Source organism: Gordonia malaquae NBRC 108250, from assembly GCF_000344135.1.
Lineage (GTDB): Bacteria > Actinomycetota > Actinomycetes > Mycobacteriales > Mycobacteriaceae > Gordonia > Gordonia malaquae.
The window spans coordinates 15625-35372 of record NZ_BAOP01000011.1 but is presented as its reverse complement, the minus strand read 5'-3'; the positions used below and the strand labels follow the sequence as shown (position 1 = coordinate 35372).

Below are 19748 nucleotides of genomic sequence, written 5' to 3'. Positions count from 1 at the left end.
ACCCTGAGTTCGTGACGAAATCGGATAGGCAGGCCGTGGAAGCCGACGTACGCAGGGACAGTGCGAGCGCAGAACGCGAATGGGCCGAACTCGCCGACGAGGTGCGCGGACACCAGTTCCGCTACTACGTGCAGGACGCGCCGACAATCAGCGACGGAGAGTTCGACTCCCTGCTCAAGCGACTGATGGCGCTCGAAGAGGAGCACCCGGAGCTCGCGGTCGCCGACTCGCCGACGAAATTGGTCGGCGGCGGATTCTCCACCGACTTCGCGTCCGTCGACCACCTCGAGCGGATGATGTCCCTCGACAATGTCTTCGACTCCGATGAGATGCGCGGCTGGGTGTCGCGCACCGAAGCGGATGCAGGAGTCGGGATCGACTTCCTCTGCGAACTGAAGATCGACGGAGTCGCGCTCGCCCTGGTGTACGAGAACGGGACGCTGGTCCGTGGTGTCACACGCGGCGACGGCCGCACGGGTGAGGACGTGACGCTCAACGCGCGCACCATCGTCGGGGTGCCGCATCAGCTGTCGTCCGATGTTCGTCCGGTGCCGGAACTGCTCGAGGTCCGCGGCGAGGTGTACTTCCGGCTGGAAGACTTCGCGACCCTCAACGCGTCGTTGGTGGCGGACGGGAAAGCGCCGTTCGCGAATCCCCGCAACTCGGCGGCGGGCTCGCTGCGTCAAAAGAATCCCCAGGTCACGGCTCGACGAAATCTGCGGATGATCTGCCACGGCATCGGCCGGATCGACGGGTGGCGGCCGGAGTCGCTGCACGACGCGTACGTCGCGCTGGCCGAGTGGGGCCTGCCGGTGTCGACGCACACCCGCAAGGTTGTCGGAGCCGATGCGGTCCTCGACACGGTCGCGTACTGGGGTGAGAATCGCCATTCGCCGGAACTCGATCACGAGATCGACGGCCTTGTCGTCAAGGTCGACGATGTGACGCTGCAGCGCAGGCTCGGAGCCACCTCTCGTGCACCGCGGTGGGCGATCGCCTACAAGTACCCACCCGAGGAGGTCACCACCAAACTCCTCGACATCATGGTCGGCGTCGGCCGCACCGGGCGTGTCACCCCGTGGGCGCTGATGGAGCCGGTCACCGTCGCCGGATCGACCGTCGCCCGCGCGACCCTCCACAACGGTTTCGAAGTGCAGCGCAAGGGTGTGCTGATCGGTGACACCATCACGGTCCGCAAGGCGGGCGACGTGATCCCCGAGGTACTCGGGCCGGTCGTCGAACTGCGCGACGGCACCGAACGCGAGTTCGTGATGCCCGTCGAATGCCCAGAGTGCGGCACCACACTTGCGCCCGCCAAAGAAGGCGACAAGGACATCCGTTGCCCCAACCAGCGGACGTGTCCCGGTCAGCTGCGGGAACGGCTGTTCTACCTAGCCGGACGCGGCGCGTTCGACGTCGAAGCACTCGGTTATGAGGGCGCCCAGGCGCTCTTGTCCAGCGGCGTGCTCGTCGACGAGGGTGATCTGTTCTCCCTGACCGAGGACGACCTGCTCCGCACCGACATCTACACGACCAAGGACGGTGCGCTGTCGGCCAACGGGCGGCGGCTCCTCGACAACCTCGACAAGGCCAAAGACGTACCGCTGTGGCGGGTGCTCGTCGCACTGTCTATCCGTCACTGCGGACCCACACCGTCCCGCGCCCTCGCGACCGCGTTCGGCTCGCTCGAAGCGATCGAGAACGCATCGGTGGAGGAACTGGCGCAGGTGGACGGTCTGGGACCGACCCGGGCGGCGAGCGTCCACGACTGGTTCTCCGTCGACTGGCATCACGACATCGTCGCGAAGTGGCGTGCCGCGGGCGTGTCGATGGAGGACGAGGTGGACGAGACCGTCGTGCGGACTCTCGAAGGCAAGACGCTGGTCGTCACCGGTTCGCTCATCGACTTCACGCGTGACGGCGCGAAGGAGGCCATCATCGCGCGCGGCGGCAAGGCGTCGGGATCGGTGTCGAAGAAGACCGACTACGTGATCATCGGCGACGCACCGGGCAGCAAGGCGGCCAAAGCCGAAGACCTCGGCGTGCCGATCCTCGACGAGGACGGGTTCAAGGTGCTGCTCGAGACGGGCGCCCCGCCCATCGAGTGATCAGCGGCCGTGCTCGATGACCGTGCTGATGATCCCGGTGAGGTAACCCAGTCGCGCGACCTCGGACGGCCGGAAGTCGGGCCCGCCGGTCCGGCCGAGGACGAGCGCCTTCGCGCCGTCGCCCAGGGGAGCGGCGGCGAGTGTCGTGTCCATGTCGCGCCAGATCTGGGGCACCCAGTCGAGGTCGCCAGCGAAGCTCGTCGCGGCCTGGAGAGGAAGCCAGTCGGCCTGTTCGAGTGGAGTCTCGGGGGCGCCGGAACTTCCGAAAAGGGTGAGGACGTCGACGCCCGGGCGCGCGACGATCATCGCCCACGAGGCGCGCAGCACCCGCGGCGCGAGGTCGACGAGCACCTGGTAACGGTCCGTCGCGGCCGTCGCGACGACGTCGATCAGTTCCAATTCCTGATGCGTGTCGAGGACGTCGGAGAACGGCCGAAGTGATTCCACGTGCACGTCGTGGACGTTCTCCGCTGCGGTGATCAGGGTGTCGGGCAGTGCGGTGACGGGAAGTTCGACGACGATGTCGTCGACCGCGTATCCGTCACCGCGCTCGATCACTTCGAGTGATTGGATGTCGGCGCCGACCGCACCGAGCTCCACCGCGAGCATGCCGAGGCTGCCTGGGCGGTCGGAGAGGCGCAGGCGCAGCAGGTACGACAACGCGATTACTGCTGCGGAGCAGGATGGCCGGGAGCGACCTGCTGGGCCTGGGGCGCGAACTGCTGCTGCGGCGGCGCCTGGCCGTCGACCGAGCGAACGCCGACCGCGGTGCCGTAGGCGCACACTTCGACACCGCCGCCGCCCGCGTACTCGGTGGTCTCGAAGCGGAAGGCGACGACAGCGTTCGCGCCGCGCCCCTGCGCCTCGGTTGCGAGGCGACTGAGGGCCTCCTGGCGGCATTCGTGCAGAAGCTGCGTGATGCCTTTGAGCTCACCGCCCGCCAGCGACTTCAGTCCTGCTCCGATGTTGGAACCGATATGACGCGAGCGAACGGTGAGGCCGAAGCACTCACCGAACACGTGCTCGATCCGGTAGCCGGGCAGCTCGTTCGTCGTGACGATGATCATGGCCACAGGCTACGTCGCTCGACGTGTGTCGGCCAGTGCAGGGCGCACAATCGTTCATCTGGATGTAGGACATGCCAGATGGGGGTGGAGGCGACTGCGGAGTGGCGACGGCGGTCCCATATCCTGGAGGACATCCATCCATCTGCGTCTACCCGCCTGCGTGCACCCATGTGGGCCGTAGGCGAGAAAGGTCCGGCGATGTCACCCGAACCTGAGTCCGCAATCAGCCGCGACGAGGTCGCGCACCTGGCGCGTCTGTCGCGCTTGGCGCTGACCGACGCCGAGCTCGACCAGTACGCCGGGCAGCTGAACTCGATCCTCACCCACGTCGCTCAGGTCGCCGAAGTCGCGGCCGACGACGTTCCGCCGACGGCGCATCCCGCCGACCTGCAGAACGTGCTCCGACCCGACGTCGTCGTGCCGTCGCTCACGCCCGAACAGGCCCTGTCGGGCGCACCGGCCGTCGAACAGGACAGATTCGCCGTCCCGCAGATCCTCGGGGAGGAACAGTGACCGATACCACCACCCGCGCAGCAGGTGAGATCACCGGGCTGACCGCCGCGGAGCTCGCAGGCAAGATCGCCGCCCGTGAACTGTCGTCCGTAGAGGTGACCCAGGCGCACCTGGATCGCATCGCCGAGATCGACGGCGAGCTCGGCGCGTTCCTGCACGTCGGCGCCGCGGAGGCGCTTGACGCTGCGAAGGCCGCCGACGCCGCGATCGCCGCAGGCGAGGCGCCCAGCGCGCTCGCAGGCGTCCCGATCGCGCTCAAGGACGTGTTCACCACCGTCGACGCTCCGACCACCTGCGGTTCGAAGATCCTCGAGGGCTGGGTGTCGCCGTACGACGCGACGCTCACGCAGCGTCTGCGCGCTGCGGGCATCCCGATCCTCGGCAAGACCAACATGGACGAGTTCGCGATGGGATCGTCCACCGAGAACTCCGCGTACCAGGTGACACGCAACCCGTGGGACGTCGACCGCATCCCCGGCGGCTCCGGTGGCGGCAGCGCGGCGGCGCTCGCGTCGTTCCAGGCGCCCCTGGCGATCGGCACCGACACCGGTGGCTCCATCCGCCAACCGGCTGCTGTCACGGCGACAGTCGGTGTGAAGCCCACGTACGGCACGGTGTCGCGCTACGGACTCGTCGCATGCGCTTCGTCCCTCGATCAGGGCGGACCGTGCGGCCGCACCGTGCTCGACACGGCCCTGCTGCACGAGGTGATCGCCGGGCATGATCCGCGTGACTCCACGTCGATCGACGTCCCGGTGCCCGACGTGGTCGGCGCAGCTCGGGCCGGCGCGACCGGGGATCTGACCGGCGTGCGGATCGGCGTCGTCAAGCAGCTGCAGGGGGAGGGCTACCAGGCCGGCGTCCTCGAGTCGTTCCAGCAGGCGTGTGCCACGCTGACCTCGCTCGGCGCGACCATCGTCGAGGTGGACTGCCCGAACTTCTCGTACGCGCTGGGCGCGTACTACCTGATCCTGCCGTCGGAGGTCTCGAGCAACCTCGCACGCTTCGACGCCATGCGGTACGGCTTGCGCGTCGGCGACGACGGCACACACAGCGCCGACGAGGTCATGGCCCTCACGCGTGCCGCGGGCTTCGGTCCCGAGGTGAAGCGGCGCATCATGATCGGCACCTACGCGCTGAGCTCCGGCTACTACGACGCCTACTACGGCCAAGCGCAGAAGGTCCGCACGCTCATCGCACAGGATTTCGCCAAGGCCTACGCCGACGTCGACGTCCTGATCTCACCGACCACGCCCACCACGGCGTTCAAACTCGGTGAGAAGGTCGACGATCCGCTGGCCATGTACCTGTTCGACCTGTGCACCCTGCCTGTCAACCTGGCCGGAACCGCCGCCATGTCGGTGCCGTCGGGCACCGCGTCCGACGGCGGCGCAGTGCTGCCCGTCGGTCTGCAGATCATGGCGCCCGCGTTGGCGGACGATCGCCTGTACCGCATCGGCGCCGCCTACGAAGCAGCACGCGGCCCGATCGTCTGACACCCGGGAGGGAGTTCGCCGACAGCGAGACCCTGCTCGATCCCGTAGTGGTGCCCGGTGCCGACCGGTCCGTCGAGGGAGACGGCCAGGTCGAGAGCGGTCCCGACGACGGACAGCCCGGGTATCCACGGCAGCTGCTGTCGCGGGGCCCCGATCGTCGTCGTTCCGCCGACGTGGTCGGGGGCTCGCCACGCCAGTGATGCGTCGAAGTCCGCCACCGGGTCGGTGGCGTTCGCCAACACCACACGCGGCTCGCACGCGGGCAGGGACTCGACGGTGCCCGCAGGCGGACCCGACAGCACGGTCCCGTCGATCGCGACCTTGTGGTCGTCGGCCCACGCCCTGGCGGCGTCCGCGCCGATCGCGCCGAGGCTCTGCCCGAACAGGTACACGTCGGGTCGGTCGGGTGAGGCGCTGATCCGGCGATTCAGCGCACGCACGACGGCGATCGCGCTGTCGCTCGCGGCGGCAGGCGACCGCACGTAGGCCTGCCACGACGGGACGTCGGAGTACTGCATCGCAAGGAATGCGACGTCGTCGTCGAAATGCCGGCGGAAGCCTGCGACAGCGCTGGCGTCGACCCAGCCGGACCCGGTCGGGACGATCACCACGACCGCGCCGGTGTGCGGTTTCGTCGCCCAGTCGTCGACGAGTGCCTGCGCCCTCGCGTCGACATCGGCCGTCGGATCGAGCATGGAGTAGCTCAGCGCGGGATCGGCGGGAATGTCGGGGGCTGCGGCCCGAGCGTGCGCTGCGGGGCCCGCGATGAGGGCGGTCAGCAGTGCACCGACCGCCCACACCCGGCCGGGGAGCCAGACCAGCGCCAGGCCGACGGCCAGCGGCACGCCCGCCGCGGCAGCCACCCACAGCACGCCGGGAGCGGGGGCGCCGAAATTCTCGGTGACACGGGTCTGCCACCACAGCGCACCGACCACCGCGGCAGCACCTGCGACTGCCGCCGCCGACACGAGTTCCGACGACGCGGCCCGGCGCCTTCCCAGGCGAGCGCTGACGGCTCCGACACCCATCCCGAGCAGCGTCAGCACGGTGCCGACCGCTGCGGAGACCATCGCCGCGCGGGGAAGCTGACCGGGTGTGAGAGCGAGCGCCCATCCGATCAGGCCGCCGAGAAGCGCGGCGGAGGAGATCCGCGGCGCGCTCATCGTCGACCCGCCAGCGACTCGGTGACACGGAGAGCGGCCGACGCCGCCATGTCGCCTGCGGACTCCGGAACCGGGGCCGACCAGTGTTGCCTCCACGAGTTCGCGTCGAGTCCGACTCCGGCGAGACTCGCCGCGGCATCGCACACCGGGTTGCTGCACGACCGGTGCATGGCGTCGACGAGCATCTCGTCGAGCGCGAGCCGCGCCCACGGTGCGGCGGGCCGGCCGGTCCGATCGCCGTAACGCAGCAGGTCGTATCCGAAGTCGTGGCTTCGGCACAGCGGCTCGAATCGGTCAGGCATCGGGACGGGCGACGAACAGTCGCCCGTGGTGTTGACCGGTTTGCCGTCCTCGACGCCCGGTCGGTAGCCCATCACTGCGGGGAAGTCGGAGGGGAGTGCAGTCAGTGCCTGCTCCGGGTGATCACCGACCAGCGCAGCGATCGCCTTCTCGGCTGGGTTCGTGATCGGCCCGATCGTGGTCGGCGCGCCCGATGCGGCGGCCGCCGCAGCTGTCGTGCCGAGGACCAGGGTGGCGAACACGGCGATCGCGGATGCGGCGACGACACGACGGGCAACAGCGCGGAGAGTGAGGTTCTCGGTCATGGCGTCAACGTTCTCGGGCCCGGGCACCAGGCCGGATCGCCCGCGAAAGCGATTGTGGGGCCCTACGTCTCGGGCAGAGCTCGGCGATCTCTCACCCTCCGGGCGGAGTCGGATCTCCCTCTCGCGGGGGAGGTGCCCGACGCGTTCGCCGATCTACGGTTGACGGGTGAAACGTCTGACCCGTACTCGATCCGCGTTGAACCGCGTGTCGTTCGACGCCGTGCCCGATCCCGCGGTCCGGCACTACCTGAACAACCGGTGGAACTGGTTGGGCATGCTGTTGGCCGTGATCATGACGTCGATCACCTGGCCGACCGTCGCCCAGACTCATCAGATCGCGGCGTACCTGCTTCCCGCGTTCGCGATCGCGGCGTGCGCGCCGCTGGCGTTGATGTTCGCCGGCCCGAAGGCGGTGCGGACCGCATGGGCGATGGTGACGGTGACGGCCTCTGCGACGAGCCTGATCCCGCATTCCGCCGACGTGATCCCGATGCCGGTGTCGATGTTCCTCGTGCTGCTCGCGATGACGTTCGCGGCACTGCTGACACAGAATCTGGACCGGATCCCGGTCCTCACCGTGATCACCGCGGGCGCCTTCTTCGTCGGACTGGGCCCCGACATGCGCATCGGATGGATCTTCGCCCTGGTCGTCGTCGCCATCGGGACATCATTCGTGCGGTATCGAGTGACGTCGCAGAAGGTGATCTCGGAGCAGGTCAGTGCCACCGAACACGCACAGGCGAGAGAGGCGGTGCTCGCCGAGCGGACCCGGATCGCCCGCGAACTCCACGACGTGGTCGCACACCGGATGTCGATGGTCGTCGTGATGTCGCAGACCGCGAAGTACCGGCTGGCGGCCGGCGACCCGGCGGAGACGATCGGCCCCGGCGCCGACGCCGAGTTCACCGCGATCGCCGAGGCGGCGCGTCAGTCACTGGACGAGGTCCGCCAGTTGCTCGGCGTCCTGCGTCCGTCGGATGCCGATGCGAACGACGGCACGGGGTCGGCCGACCTGCGCCCGATGCAGGGAGTGGGCGACCTGCCCGACCTGATCGACTCCGTTCGTGCGGCCGGTGTGACCGTCGACTTCGCCGACCGCGTCGACGAGTGGGGCGATCCGGGGGCCGCGGGCACCGCCGTATACCGCATAGTCCAGGAGTCGCTGACGAATGCGGCCCGTCATGCGCCCGGTTCGGAGGTCGTCGTTCGACTCGATCGGGACGGCGAGTCCGTCGTGGTCTCGACGGTCAACGGACCGAGCGCCGACCCCGACCACACGATCCGTCCCGGCGGCGGTCAGGGCCTGATCGGAATGAATGAAAGGGCGTCGGCCGTCGGCGGAGAACTGTCGTCCGGGGCCACACCCGACGGAGGCTTCGCGGTCACCGCCCGCATCCCGCTCGCGACTCGATAGGCTTTGTCGAGTGTCAGTGACTGTGGTGATCGCCGACGATCAGGCGATGGTCCGTGCCGGTTTCGCCGCGCTCTTGAACGCCGCCCCCGACATCTCGGTGCTCGGAGACGCCGAAGACGGGATCGCGGCAGTCGAGGTCTGCAAGCGGCTTCAGCCCGACATCGTGCTGATGGATGTCCGAATGCCCCGGCGAGACGGTCTCTGGGCTGCGGAGCAGATCATCGCGAGCGGATCGGCGACCAAGGTGTTGATGCTGACCACGTTCGACATCGACGACTACGTGTACTCCGCTCTGCGGATCGGGGCGTCAGGGTTCATGCTCAAGGACGCACCGGCCGACGAACTGGTCCGTGCGGTCCGCGTGGTCGCTGCAGGTGATGCTCTGCTGGCGCCGTCGGTCACGCGGCGGCTCATCGCCGAGGTCACCTCACGGGCGGCGAAGCCGGTGTCGACCGCCGTCGACGTGCTCACTCCACGCGAGCGGGAGGTGCTCGAAACGGTCGCCGACGGAAAGTCGAATGCGGAGATCGCCGTCGACCTGTTCGTCTCCGAACAGACCGTGAAGACGCATGTGAGCAATGTGCTCGCCAAGCTCGGCCTGCGGGATCGAGCCCAAGCTGTGGTCTTCGCGTACGAGAACGGACTCAAGTAGGCCGACCACCCGACCCTGTGCCGCGAAAAGTGTTGTCATTGAACCCATCAGCGGTGCGGACCACGTGCCGCCGCGACACGAGAGGACTTCCGGCATGGGGCGTTTCGGCATCCTGACCTCCGGCGGCGACTGCCCAGGACTCAACGCGGTGATCCGCGGGACCGTTCTCCAGGGAGAGACGCTGCACGATCAGGAGTTCGTCGGGTATCTGCGCGGCTACCGGGGGCTCGTGTACGGCGACGTGATGCCGCTCGATCGCTCCGTGGTCCGCGGCATCTCGTCACAGGGCGGCACGATTCTGGGGACCAGTCGATTCGGCCCGTACACCGAGCCCGACGGCACCCCGGACAACATCAAGGCCCACATGAAGAGGCTGGGCGTCGACGGTGTGATCGCCATCGGCGGCGACGGCACGATGGCCGCGGCGAACCGACTGTATGAGGACGGTATCCCTGTCGTCGGTGTCCCGAAGACCATCGACAACGACCTCGAGGCCACGGACTACACGTTCGGTTTCAACACCGCTGTCGAGATCGCCACCGAAGCCGTCGACCGGCTGCGGACGACCGGCAACTCCCACAAGCGATGCATGGTCCTCGAAGTGATGGGCCGCCACGCGGGATGGATCGCCATGTATGCCGGGACTGCAGGCGGTGCGCACGCGATCCTGATTCCGGAACAGCCGGAAAATCTCGATCAGATCTGCGAGTGGGTGCAGAGCGTCCGACTGCGCGGGCGTTCGCCGATGGTGGTCGTCGCCGAGGGCTTCACTCTGCCGGACATGGACGAGGCGCACTCGCACAAGGGGATGGACGGCTTCAACCGTCCACGCCTCGGCGGAATCGGCGAGATCCTCGCACCGCTCATCGAGGAGAAGACCGGCATCGAGACCCGGGCGACGGTGCTCGGTCACATCCAGCGCGGCGGTGTCCCGTCCGCGTGGGACCGTGTCCTCGGCACCCGTTTCGGCCAGGCAGTGAGCGACATGGTGGCCGATCAGGCGTGGGGTCAGATGGTCGCGCTGCGCGGCATGGACATCGAACGGGTCCCGTTCTCCGAGGCCGTCGGCCACACCAAGAACGTTCCACTCGACCAGTACCGGGGCGCCCGCGCGATCTTCGGCTGAGCGCGGGAGTCAATCCTGCGGGATGATCAGCCAGAGCAGCAGGTACAGCAGGACCTGTGGGCCGGGCAGGATGATCGACGCGACGAACGCTACGCGCACCCACGTCGAGTCGACACCGAAGTAGTCGGCGATGCCGCCTGCGACTCCGCCCATCCATTTGTCGGTTCGTGATCGGCGCAGGCGCTTCGGTCCCGCTTCGGCCTTCGTGAAGTCCGTCGGTCCCTGAGCGGCTCCTCCTGCTCCAATTGCGGCTCCTCCTGCTCCCTGAGCGGTTCCTTCTGCTCCCTGAGCGGAGTCGAAGGGAACGTTCTGATCAGTCATGGCGAGTCCTGTCGCTGGAAGTTCGGTCGGGGCGGACGCCTCGATCCATGTCCTCACGGTATGGATTCCGGGCTGCTTCGGGCATCGGGACAATCCCCGAGATCCACCCCCAGATACGATGGACGGCATGAGTGCGGCTACCCACGAACTGATGGATTACGACGACGTCGTCGCGGCGTTCGACCCGGTCATGGGCATGGAGGTGCACGTCGAGCTCGGCACCGCGACGAAGATGTTCTGCGGCTGCCCGACGACGTTCGGCGGCGACCCCAACGCCCAGGTGTGCCCGTCGTGTCTTGCACTGCCGGGTGCACTTCCGGTCGCGAACGCGACCGCGATCGCGTCGGCCGTCAAGATCGGTCTCGCGTTGAACTGTTCGATCCGCGAATCGAGCGTCTTCGCGCGGAAGAACTACTTCTACCCGGACCAGCCGAAGAACTACCAGATCAGCCAGTACGACGAGCCGATCGCGTACGACGGGTACCTCGACGTCGTGCTGACCGACGGAACCACCTGGCGCGTGGAGATCGAGCGCGCGCATATGGAGGAGGACACCGGGAAGTCGCTGCACATCGGCGGCAGCACCGGTCGTATCCACGGTGCGAGCCACTCGCTGCTCGACTACAACCGCGCGGGTGTGCCGCTCGTCGAGATCGTGACGCGTCCGATCGAGGGTGCGGGGGAGCGTGCACCCGAGGTCGCTCGCGCATACGTGACCGCGTTGCGCGACCTGCTCTCGTCGCTGGACGTGTCCGACGTCCGGATGGACCAGGGTTCGATGCGATGTGACGTCAACCTGTCGCTGATGGCGAAGGACGCGACCGAGTTCGGTACTCGTACCGAGACGAAGAATGTGAACTCCCTGAAGAGCGTCGAGACCGCCGTGCGCTTCGAGATGCAGCGTCAGGCCGTTGTCCTCACCACCGGTGGCGAGGTGATCCAGGAGACCCGTCACTTCCACGAGGCCGACGGCACCACGTCCGCCGGTCGTCGCAAGGAGACCGCAGAAGACTACCGGTACTTCCCGGAGCCCGACCTGCCGCCGGTGATCGCCGACCCGGAATGGGTCGAGTCGATCCGCGCGACGTTGCCGGAACTGCCGTGGATCCGCCGTGCACGTATCCAGGAGGAGTGGGGCGTCTCCGACGAGGTGATGCGCGATCTGGTCAATGTCGGCGCCGTCGACCTGATCATCGCGACCGCGGAAGCCGGTGCGTCGTCCGACGCTGCGCGCAGCTGGTGGGTGTCCTTCCTCGCTCAGCAGGCGAACACGCGGAACACCGAGCTCGCCGACCTGTCGATCACGCCGGCCCAGGTCGCCGAGGTGATCGGCCTCGTCGACGAGGGCAAGCTCACGAACAAACTCGCTCAGCAGGTCGTCACCGCGGTCCTCGACGGTGAGGGCGAGCCCAAGCAGATCGTCGCCGACCGCGGCCTCGAAGTGGTCCGCGACGACTCCGCGCTGCAGAAGGCGGTCGACGAGGCGCTCGCCGCCAACCCCGACATCGCCGACAAGATCCGCAGCGGCAAGGTTCAGGCTGCGGGCAAGATCGTCGGCGACGTCATGAAGGCCACCCGCGGCCAGGCGGATCCGGCACGCGTCAAGGAACTGGTCCTCGCCGCTTGCGGTGCCTGACCGAACGGACGTAGAACGGGCTAGGGCACCCTATCCACCCACGAGGCGCTAGACGTCAGCCGAGGATCCCGGAGTCAATGCAGCTGCCCGACTGACGATCCCGTGCCTGTTCGCTGCCTTCGGCGACGAACGCTGCATTCGGCGACTGAGATCGACGCTTCGTTGACAGGCGCGGCCTTTGTGGAGGCCGCGTCTGTCAACGAGCGTCGCGGCGAGTGGTTTCTGCTGGTCGTCCGGGCTTGTGATCGCGTTGGGAGCGACTGAAACGATGCTGTGACCAGATGGAACGGTGCACGGAACACTCAACCGGCCGCCCTCGATTCCCCAGCATCGTTGACATCGACCGGCAGCTCCTTATCCGAACGGCATTGCCCCTAGAACGCTCTGGAGCCGCACTAGGGTGTGAATCGGTGTCACCAGGTGACACCGATTCACACCCTAAGGTTCAGATCGCCGTCACACGACGGTAGCTAGGTGCGGTCTTCGGCAGGCGGCTTCGGCATGTTGATGGCCACACGGTCGTCGGTGCCGACCGGCTTAGTGCCGGGAGCGGTCTTGTTCACGGTGGCGAGCTGGTAGGCCCCGCCGAACGTGGTGAGACGGCCGACGGCACCGTAGGTCTTCGACGTGTCCTCGGACGACGGTTCGCTGACGCTCGGGCTGGCGCTGGTCGGCTTGCCGAACATGTCGATGCGCTTCTTGGAGGCGACGGAGACGGCGATCCAGTCCGTGCCCGTCGCGCATCCGGTGACACCGGGTCGGCCAGGCCATGTCCACAGAGTCTTCAACGACTTTTGGCTCACCAGGGACAGTCGATCTCCGGCCGCACCGCTGTCGGCGACGAACAGCCGGCCGCCCGTCGCGTCTCTGCAGAGAGCGACGTTCGAACCGAGCCCGGACGCTTCGACCTCCGGGCGTGCCCCCGGCCGGTTCGGATCGATTGTCAGGATCTTCCCCGCCAACGACGACGGGTTCCTCGCGTCTGACGGACTGCCGGCGTCGCCGGTCGCGATCGTCAGTTCGGTGGGTGAGGTGAACGCGATGGACCCGAGATTGCCGGTCGGACCCTTCGGGATGCCGGTCAGAATCGGTTTGACCGAACCCGTCGGCGCGATCCGCACCACTCGGTTGTCCGATGGGGTGGTGATCAGGGCGAAGATCATCTGATCCTGCATCCATGTCGGCGACATCTCGAAATCGATCAGTCCGCCGTCGCCTGACGCGTCGACGTCGACCGTGGCGATGGCACGCTGCGGACCGAACCGCTTGGACAGGATGATCTTGCCGGTGGTCCGCTCGGCCACGTACGTCGTCTGCCCCTGAGCGTCGGCAGGACGGAGTCCGGACGTCGATGCCAGACACGTCGCTATGACCGAGGGATTCGGGTCGATGCACGGGCCCGTCGGCGGCGGCCCCTCGTCGGTCGGCCTGCTCGGAGCGGGAGGTGCGTCCGGCCGGTACACCCCGGTCGGCACCGAACTGAACGTGCCTTCGTCGGCCGTCGTCTCTTGATCGGCGAAACTCGCGCATCCGGACGCCGACGTCCCGACGACGAGTGCGACGGCCACGGCTGCGGTGCGCCGCGAGAGAAGAGAGGGCAGCGGCATGCCGTCCACCCTAAACGATCGTTACCAAATCGTCGGGTGCCGCTCAGCCGGTACTCAACCACCTGCGCATACCCTCGGATGTGTGATGAGTTCCAATGACAGCGATTCGACGCCGAGCGGTGGCCCGACGCCGCGCCGGCCACGTCGACCGCAGCCAGACCGTGACAACTTCTTCGAACAGCACGGCAGGCGACCTGCGCCGGAACCGAAGCCCTTCGACGACGACGCGGTCGAGGCTCCGAGTGTCATCGACGCGCCCGACACCGACGCGGTCGACGACGCTGCTGAGACCGGTCTCATCGAGAAGGCGGCGTCGCCGGCCGACGACACGGACACCACGGTCATCGAGAAGGTGACAGACGACGTGGACGCGCCCACCGAGGCCACGACACGACTTCCGCTCAGTGACGTGGAGGTGACCTCCTCCGATGAACCGGTCCAGACCGAACCGTTCGTCGACGTCGACGACGAGGTGCGACCACGTCCCGAACGGCACACGGCCGAACATCTGACTCAGGATCCGCTGCCGTACATCGAGCCGATGCCCACCACTCCCATCGAGGTGCCGGAGTACCAGACCGAGCCGTTCGAGCCGGAGCCCGATGCCGATGTGGCGCCGGTTGTCGTCGCCGAGCCGGCTCCGACACGCCGTGGCACCCTCGACCTCGGCCTGTTGATCCTTCGCCTCGCCGTTGGCGGAATCTTCACGGTCCACGGACTGCAGAAGCTGACGGGCTGGATGAACGGTCCCGGGCCCGACGGGTTCTCGACCTTTCTCCAGAATGTTCCCGACCCGAGCATCGGCTTCGACCCGGAGGCGACCAAGTGGCTCGCCCTCGTCGGAGGAGTCAGTGAGACCGCGGGCGGGATCCTGCTCATCCTCGGGTTGTTGACCCCCATCGCAGGGTCGGCGGTGCTCGGCAGCATCCTCGTAGCCATGACGTACAAGGCGACACTCGCGGGCGGTGTGTGGTTCTTCGCAAGTGACGGAGGCGGCAGCGGCCTCGAATTCGAGATCATGCTCGCCGCGGCGGCAGCGGCCCTCATCCTCACGGGGCCGGGCGTGTACGCCTTCGACCGTCGATGGGGTTGGGCTCGACGTCCGGCCTGGGGTTCGGCGGCCTGGCTGGTGATCGGCATCGGCGCCGCCATCGCAGTCTGGATCGTCTTCAACGGAACCAACCCGTTGGTCAAGAACTGATCTGCTCCCGGAGCCGAGAAGAGGCCCTCCAGCGATTCGCTGGAGGGCCTCTTCTCGAATGTTCGCCCCGTCTCAGTCGACCGAGCGGACGGCGCCCTTGTCGGCGGACGTCGCCAGCTTGGCGTACGCACGCAGCGCCTGAGTGACCGGGCGCTGGCGGTCCTTCGGCTGCCACGGACGCTCGGAGGCCTCCATCTTGGCGCGCCGCTCGGCGAGAGTCTCGTCGTCGAGGAGCACTTTGAGCGTGCGGGTCTTGACGTCGATGAGGATCTCGTCGCCGTTCTCGACCAGCCCGATGTCGCCACCGGCAGCAGCCTCGGGGGAGGCGTGGCCGATGACCAGGCCCGACGACCCGCCGGAGAAGCGGCCGTCGGTGACCAGACCGCATTTCTTGCCCATGCCGGTGCCCTTCATGAAGGCGGTCGGGTGCAGCATCTCCTGCATGCCGGGTCCACCCGCAGGCCCTTCGTAGCGGATCACGAGGACTTCGCCGGCCTGCAGTTCCTTCGACAGGATCGCGTGGACCGCGTCCTCCTGGCTTTCGACGACGCGCGCCGGGCCCTGGAAGTGCCACAGCGCCTCATCGACGCCCGCCGTCTTGAGGATCGCGCCGTCCTGCGCGATGTTGCCGTGGAGCACGGCAAGACCGCCTTCGACGGTATACGCGTGCTCCTTGTCACGGATGCAGCCGTCGGCCGCGTCGGTGTCGAGCGATTCCCAGCGGTTGGACGTCGAGAACGGCTCGGTCGTGCGGACTCCGCCGGGCGCGGCGTGGAACAGTTCGATGGCGGTGTCGGTCGCGGTGCCGCTTCGGATGTCCCAGTCGGCGAGGTACGCCTCGAGCGAGGACGCGTGGACCGGATGGACGTTTCGGTTCAGCAAGCCCGCACGGTTGAGCTCACCGAGGATCGCGGGGATTCCGCCTGCCCGGTGAACGTGCTCCATGTAGTAGTTGGGCGAGTTGGGTGCGACCTTCGCCAGACACGGGACGTTGCGTGAGATGCGGTCGATGTCGTGCAGGTCGAACGACACCTCGCCCTCCTGGGCGGCCGCCAGGATGTGCAGGACGGTGTTGGTCGATCCGCCCATCGCGACGTCGAGCGCCATGGCGTTCTCGAATGCCTCCCGGGTGGCGACCGAGCGGGGGAGGACCGACTCGTCGTCGTCCTTGTAGTACTTCGTGGCGATGTCGACGATAAGTTCACCTGCACGCGTGAACAGGTCACGACGTGCGGTCTGCGTCGCCAGCGTCGAGCCGTTGCCGGGCAGCGAGAGGCCGAGGGCTTCGGTGAGGCAGTTCATCGAGTTGGCGGTGAACATGCCCGAACAGGATCCACAGGTCGGGCATGCCGATCGCTCAACCTCGAGGAGTTCCTGATCGTTGACGTTGCTGTCGGCGGACGCGACGATCGCGTCGATCAGGTCGGTGCCGGGGCGGACCACTCCGTTGATGACGACCGAGGTTCCGGCTTCCATCGGACCGCCGGAGACGAACACCGTCGGGATGTTCAGACGCATCGCCGCGTTGAGCATGCCGGGTGTGATCTTGTCGCAGTTCGAGATGCAGACGAGGGCGTCGGCGGTGTGCGCGTTGACCATGTACTCGACGGAGTCGGCGATGATCTCGCGGCTCGGGAGGGAGTACAGCATCCCGCCGTGTCCCATCGCGATGCCGTCGTCGACCGCGATCGTGTGGAACTCTTTCGCCACGCCGCCTGCGGCGACGATGGCCTCGGCGACGATCTCGCCGACGTTCTTGAGGTGCACGTGACCGGGCACGAACTGCGTGTACGAGTTGGCGATGGCGACGATCGGCTTACCGAAGTCGTCGTCGGTCATTCCGGTGGCACGCCACAGGGCGCGTGCGCCGGCTGCTTCGCGGCCGACCGTGGTGGTCCGAGACCGAAGGGCTGGCATGAGTTCCTCGCTACGAATCGCTGATTAGTTGTCCCTGCCCCTGCCGGGCTGACGGCCGGGGACTGTCCTTCTACTTTACGCGCGTGGCCTGCTGGTTATTCCTGCCGTGCTCAACGGCGAGGACTTGTGTCAAGTGTTTGACACATTCGGATCGATATTGGACACTTTGTATCAATGTATTGATACGCATGGTCGGTGCTGAATGCCCGACCGATGCATCGGATGTGAGGAATCAACTGCGAAGGTTCTCATCGCACTGGTCGCGATGGTGCTGGGAGGCATCGTCGCCGTGACGATGTCTGTCGCCCTACCGTCGGGGACGACGATCGACGACTCTCGGATCGGTCAGGTTCGTCGCGGACTGCTCGTTTGGCGGGCCGGCGGACTCGTCGTCGCGGGCGTGGCGGCAGCGGTTGCGCTGTGGTTCGGACTGGGGGCGCCGACGGTGTGATTGGCACGTACTTCAACGGGTCCGGCTGGTTCGGGTACACCAGCAGCGACCTGCGGGTGCTGGTCTGTGTCGTCCCGGCGATCTTCATCGTCGTGCAGCTGATCGCCATCGCGGTGGCTGAGTGGCGTGCGTACCGTCCGGTCGACGCACTGGTGACCGTGACGCTTTCGCCCCGTCGTGCCGCCGACTATCTGCCTTCCCGGCTCGTGGCGGTGACCGGCGTCGCCGCGGTGTCGGTGATCGGCATCTCGGTCGTGACAGTGCTCAACACCGGGACTGTCGCGCCGGGTCTCGGCGTCACCTGCCGTGATGGGACCGTCCTGGCTCGGGCGTCGTGGAGCCGCGAGGAGCTGATGGTTCTGACGGGCGGGATTCTGGCCGGTGCCGTGGCGTTCATGTTGGCGGTCCGGTCGATAGTCGATCGTGGTCGGCCGGACTCCGACGCCATGTCGACTGCTGCGGACGACCTCGTCCGACGTTCGTCCGCCACCTCTGCCGCAGGGCTGTTCGCCTGCCTCGTCGCGGTGACCGGAGCGGCAGTCGCGCTGGTGACAGGCGCTGCGGTGCGGCACCTCGCCGGGACGGGGTGCGGCAGCGGCTGGTGGACGGTGTCCGGGTGGGTGCTCTACATGTCCACCGCGGTATGGATCGTGTTGTTCGTGTGGGGCGCAGCCGCCGCCGCGAACAGGACGCGGCGTGGCGTCAAGCGAGCACCGCAGGGAGTTCGGGCATGAGTATCGTGCTCACCGTCGATGGCAACGACCCGACGCCGCCGTACGAACAGATCCGCGCACAGTTGGCTGGCGCGATCGGTTCCGGAGTCTTCGCGATGGGAGAGCGACTGCCGACGGTCCGTCAGTTGGCGAATGATCTGGGTGTGGCGCCAGGCACCGTGGCGCGCGCCTATCGGGAACTCGAACAGCAGCAATTGATTGCGTCGCGGAGGGGCAGTGGGACCAGGGTCAGCGCCCCGCCCCGAGCCCGCGACGACGTACTCGCAGACGTCGCTGCTGTGTACGTCGGATCGTGTCGTGAGGTCGGAGCGAGTGATGCCGAGATCCGTGCGGCGCTGGACGCCGCGCTCGCGCGCTGACGGTCGCGATCACTCACGATCGTCCCTTCAGATCCCGAGGACGGTCTTCGCGATCGTGAAGTAGATGAGCAGGCCGGTGGCGTCGCAGAACGTTGAGATGAACGGTGTGGAGAACACTGCGGGGTCGACGCGGATGGTCTTCGCCACCAGGGGCATGATGCCGCCGACGGTCGCCGCGACGACACAGATCGACACGATCGTCGTGCCGATCACGACGCCGATCTCGGTGTCGTAGGCGATCGACGCCACGGCGAAACCGACGAGTCCGAGCGCCGCGCCCATCGTCACGCCGACCCGGGCCTCCTTCGCCGCCACGCGCGCGACATCGCGTGCACGGACCTCGTCCATGGCCAACGCTCTGGTCACCGTGGTCGCGGCCTGCGATCCGGTGTTGCCGCCGATACCGGTCAGCAGTGGGATGAACAGCGCGAGGGCGACTTTCTGCTCCAGCGTCCCCTCGAAGACCTCCAGGACATTGACGGTCAGGATCGCCGAGACCGCAAGGACGAACAGCCAGACCACTCGGGCTCGGGTGATCGTGAAGACCGACGACTGCAGATACGGGGTCTTCAGCATCTCGTGGGCGCCTGCACGCGCAGCGTCCTCGTCCCGGGCGGCGGCCACGACGTCGGCGGCGTCGTCCAGGGTCAGCATCCCGACCAGGCGGTCTTCACTGTCGACCACGGGCATCGCGGGGAGGCTGAGATCGACGCATCGTCGTGCGGCCACCTCGGCCGCCGCCGTCGCCAGGCTGTACACGGGAGTGCGGCGGTGGTCTTCGACGGGTGCCGCGGGATCGCTCAGGAGCAGATCGCGGAGACTCACGACGCCGAGCAGGCAACGTTCGTGATCGACGACGGGGATCGTGTAGATGGTCTCGGCGTCGTGCCCGCGGGCGATGACGCGCGTCAGCGCGACCTCCACCGAGTCGTCGCCGTAGACGTGGACGAACTCCGGGCTCATCCGCCGCCCGACCGAGTTCCGGCCGTATCCGAGGACAACCGCTGTCGATTCGCGCTCCGCGTCCGACAGGTTGCGGACCAGACGTTTCGCGACCGTCGCGGGCAGTTCGTCGAGGAGTTCCGCGCGGTCGTCGGGATCGAGGTTGTCGAACGCTTCCGCCACCTCCGACGTTCCGAGCGTCTCGATGAGACGGGCCTGCGTATTCGACGACATGTCGTCGAACACCGCTACCGCATCGTCCTTGGGGAGCAGACGGAAGGCGATGGTGCCGCGTCGAGTGTCGAGCCCGTCGAGCACAGACGCCGCTTCTTGAGGAGCCATCTGCGCGAGTTCGTGGGCGGCGTCGGTGAGACGACCGGCATCCACGAGATCTTCGATGTCGCGGGTGGTCACGGACATGGCAGACCTCGCTTGG

The 19748-nt window shown here is 67.4% G+C and carries 19 protein-coding genes; 11 read left to right on the top strand and 8 right to left on the bottom strand.

Annotated features, from left to right (window positions below):
* Positions 1–35: 35 nt before the first annotated feature.
* Positions 36–2108 carry an NAD-dependent DNA ligase LigA gene (ligA, locus tag GM1_RS08725; RefSeq protein ID WP_008378132.1) on the top strand — a complete coding sequence of 691 codons (2073 nt, stop codon included), beginning with the start codon at positions 36–38 and terminating at the stop codon, positions 2106–2108.
* On the opposite strand, the gene GM1_RS08720 is transcribed toward ligA, so the two are convergent.
* A complete protein-coding gene (locus GM1_RS08720; protein ID WP_008378130.1) occupies positions 2109–2768 on the bottom strand; it encodes an ACT domain-containing protein in 660 nt (219 codons plus the stop codon).
* A gap of 5 nt (positions 2769–2773) precedes the next feature.
* Positions 2774–3175: a YbjQ family protein gene (locus tag GM1_RS08715; RefSeq protein ID WP_008378128.1), complete on the bottom strand. Its 402-nt coding sequence runs from the start codon at positions 3173–3175 to the stop codon at positions 2774–2776.
* A 198-nt stretch (positions 3176–3373) separates the two neighbouring features.
* Between GM1_RS08715 and gatC the strand changes: the two genes are divergently transcribed.
* On the top strand, positions 3374–3688 hold the full coding sequence (gene gatC / locus GM1_RS08710; protein ID WP_008378127.1) for an Asp-tRNA(Asn)/Glu-tRNA(Gln) amidotransferase subunit GatC: 315 nt from the start codon (positions 3374–3376) through the stop codon (positions 3686–3688).
* The gene (gatA, locus tag GM1_RS08705; protein ID WP_008378125.1) at positions 3685–5184 is read left to right on the top strand and encodes an Asp-tRNA(Asn)/Glu-tRNA(Gln) amidotransferase subunit GatA; all 1500 of its coding nucleotides are present in this window, start codon (positions 3685–3687) and stop codon (positions 5182–5184) included. Before gatC ends, gatA begins: the two co-directional genes overlap by 4 nt.
* Here the strand turns inward: gatA and GM1_RS08700 are convergent.
* Positions 5154–6347, bottom strand: a complete 1194-nt coding sequence (locus GM1_RS08700) for an alpha/beta-hydrolase family protein (RefSeq protein ID WP_008378124.1) — start codon at positions 6345–6347, stop codon at positions 5154–5156. The two genes, gatA and GM1_RS08700, sit on opposite strands and share 31 nt — an antisense overlap.
* On the bottom strand, positions 6344–6952 hold the full coding sequence (locus GM1_RS08695; RefSeq protein WP_008378123.1) for a hypothetical protein: 609 nt from the start codon (positions 6950–6952) through the stop codon (positions 6344–6346). Before GM1_RS08695 ends, GM1_RS08700 begins: the two co-directional genes overlap by 4 nt.
* A 166-nt stretch (positions 6953–7118) precedes the next feature.
* Here GM1_RS08695 and GM1_RS08690 point away from each other — a divergent pair, with 166 nt between their 5' ends.
* The 3 genes from GM1_RS08690 (at position 7119) to GM1_RS08680 (ending at position 10144) form a co-directional block, all read left to right on the top strand.
* Positions 7119–8366 carry a sensor histidine kinase gene (locus GM1_RS08690; RefSeq protein ID WP_008378121.1) on the top strand — a complete coding sequence of 416 codons (1248 nt, stop codon included), beginning with the start codon at positions 7119–7121 and terminating at the stop codon, positions 8364–8366.
* 10 nt (positions 8367–8376) lie between these two features.
* Entirely contained in the window at positions 8377–9018 is a 642-nt protein-coding gene (locus GM1_RS08685; protein WP_008378120.1) for a LuxR C-terminal-related transcriptional regulator, read from the top strand.
* A gap of 94 nt (positions 9019–9112) precedes the next feature.
* Entirely contained in the window at positions 9113–10144 is a 1032-nt protein-coding gene (locus tag GM1_RS08680) for a 6-phosphofructokinase (protein ID WP_008378118.1), read from the top strand.
* A 9-nt stretch (positions 10145–10153) separates the two neighbouring features.
* On the opposite strand, the gene GM1_RS23120 is transcribed toward GM1_RS08680, so the two are convergent.
* On the bottom strand, positions 10154–10390 hold the full coding sequence (locus GM1_RS23120; RefSeq protein WP_052005361.1) for a PspC domain-containing protein: 237 nt from the start codon (positions 10388–10390) through the stop codon (positions 10154–10156).
* A gap of 202 nt (positions 10391–10592) precedes the next feature.
* On the opposite strand from GM1_RS23120, the gene gatB reads away from it, so the two are divergent.
* Positions 10593–12101 (top strand): Asp-tRNA(Asn)/Glu-tRNA(Gln) amidotransferase subunit GatB, encoded by a 1509-nt coding sequence (gatB, locus tag GM1_RS08670; protein ID WP_008378115.1) that lies wholly within the window; start codon positions 10593–10595, stop codon positions 12099–12101.
* A 470-nt stretch (positions 12102–12571) separates the two neighbouring features.
* On the opposite strand, the gene GM1_RS08665 is transcribed toward gatB, so the two are convergent.
* A complete protein-coding gene (locus GM1_RS08665) occupies positions 12572–13708 on the bottom strand; it encodes a PQQ-dependent sugar dehydrogenase (RefSeq protein ID WP_052005360.1) in 1137 nt (378 codons plus the stop codon).
* Positions 13709–13793: 85 nt separating this feature from the next.
* Between GM1_RS08665 and GM1_RS08660 the strand changes: the two genes are divergently transcribed.
* Positions 13794–14909: a DoxX family protein gene (locus tag GM1_RS08660; RefSeq protein WP_008378113.1), complete on the top strand. Its 1116-nt coding sequence runs from the start codon at positions 13794–13796 to the stop codon at positions 14907–14909.
* A 72-nt stretch (positions 14910–14981) separates the two neighbouring features.
* On the opposite strand, the gene ilvD is transcribed toward GM1_RS08660, so the two are convergent.
* Positions 14982–16826 (bottom strand): dihydroxy-acid dehydratase, encoded by a 1845-nt coding sequence (ilvD, locus tag GM1_RS08655; protein WP_008378112.1) that lies wholly within the window; start codon positions 16824–16826, stop codon positions 14982–14984.
* 202 nt (positions 16827–17028) lie between these two features.
* On the opposite strand from ilvD, the gene GM1_RS08650 reads away from it, so the two are divergent.
* The 3 genes from GM1_RS08650 to GM1_RS08640 are packed head-to-tail and all read left to right on the top strand — an operon-like array spanning position 17029 to position 18370.
* Complete coding sequence (locus GM1_RS08650; protein WP_008378111.1) at positions 17029–17277, top strand: hypothetical protein; 249 nt, start codon at positions 17029–17031, stop codon at positions 17275–17277.
* The gene (locus GM1_RS08645; protein WP_008378110.1) at positions 17274–18011 is read left to right on the top strand and encodes a hypothetical protein; all 738 of its coding nucleotides are present in this window, start codon (positions 17274–17276) and stop codon (positions 18009–18011) included. The genes GM1_RS08650 and GM1_RS08645 overlap by 4 nt, the downstream gene beginning before the upstream one ends.
* Positions 18008–18370: a GntR family transcriptional regulator gene (locus GM1_RS08640; protein ID WP_008378109.1), complete on the top strand. Its 363-nt coding sequence runs from the start codon at positions 18008–18010 to the stop codon at positions 18368–18370. Before GM1_RS08645 ends, GM1_RS08640 begins: the two co-directional genes overlap by 4 nt.
* 27 nt (positions 18371–18397) lie before the next feature.
* On the opposite strand, the gene mgtE is transcribed toward GM1_RS08640, so the two are convergent.
* The gene (mgtE, locus tag GM1_RS08635; RefSeq protein WP_008378108.1) at positions 18398–19732 is read right to left on the bottom strand and encodes a magnesium transporter; all 1335 of its coding nucleotides are present in this window, start codon (positions 19730–19732) and stop codon (positions 18398–18400) included.
* Between the last annotated feature and the right edge of the window lie 16 nt (positions 19733–19748).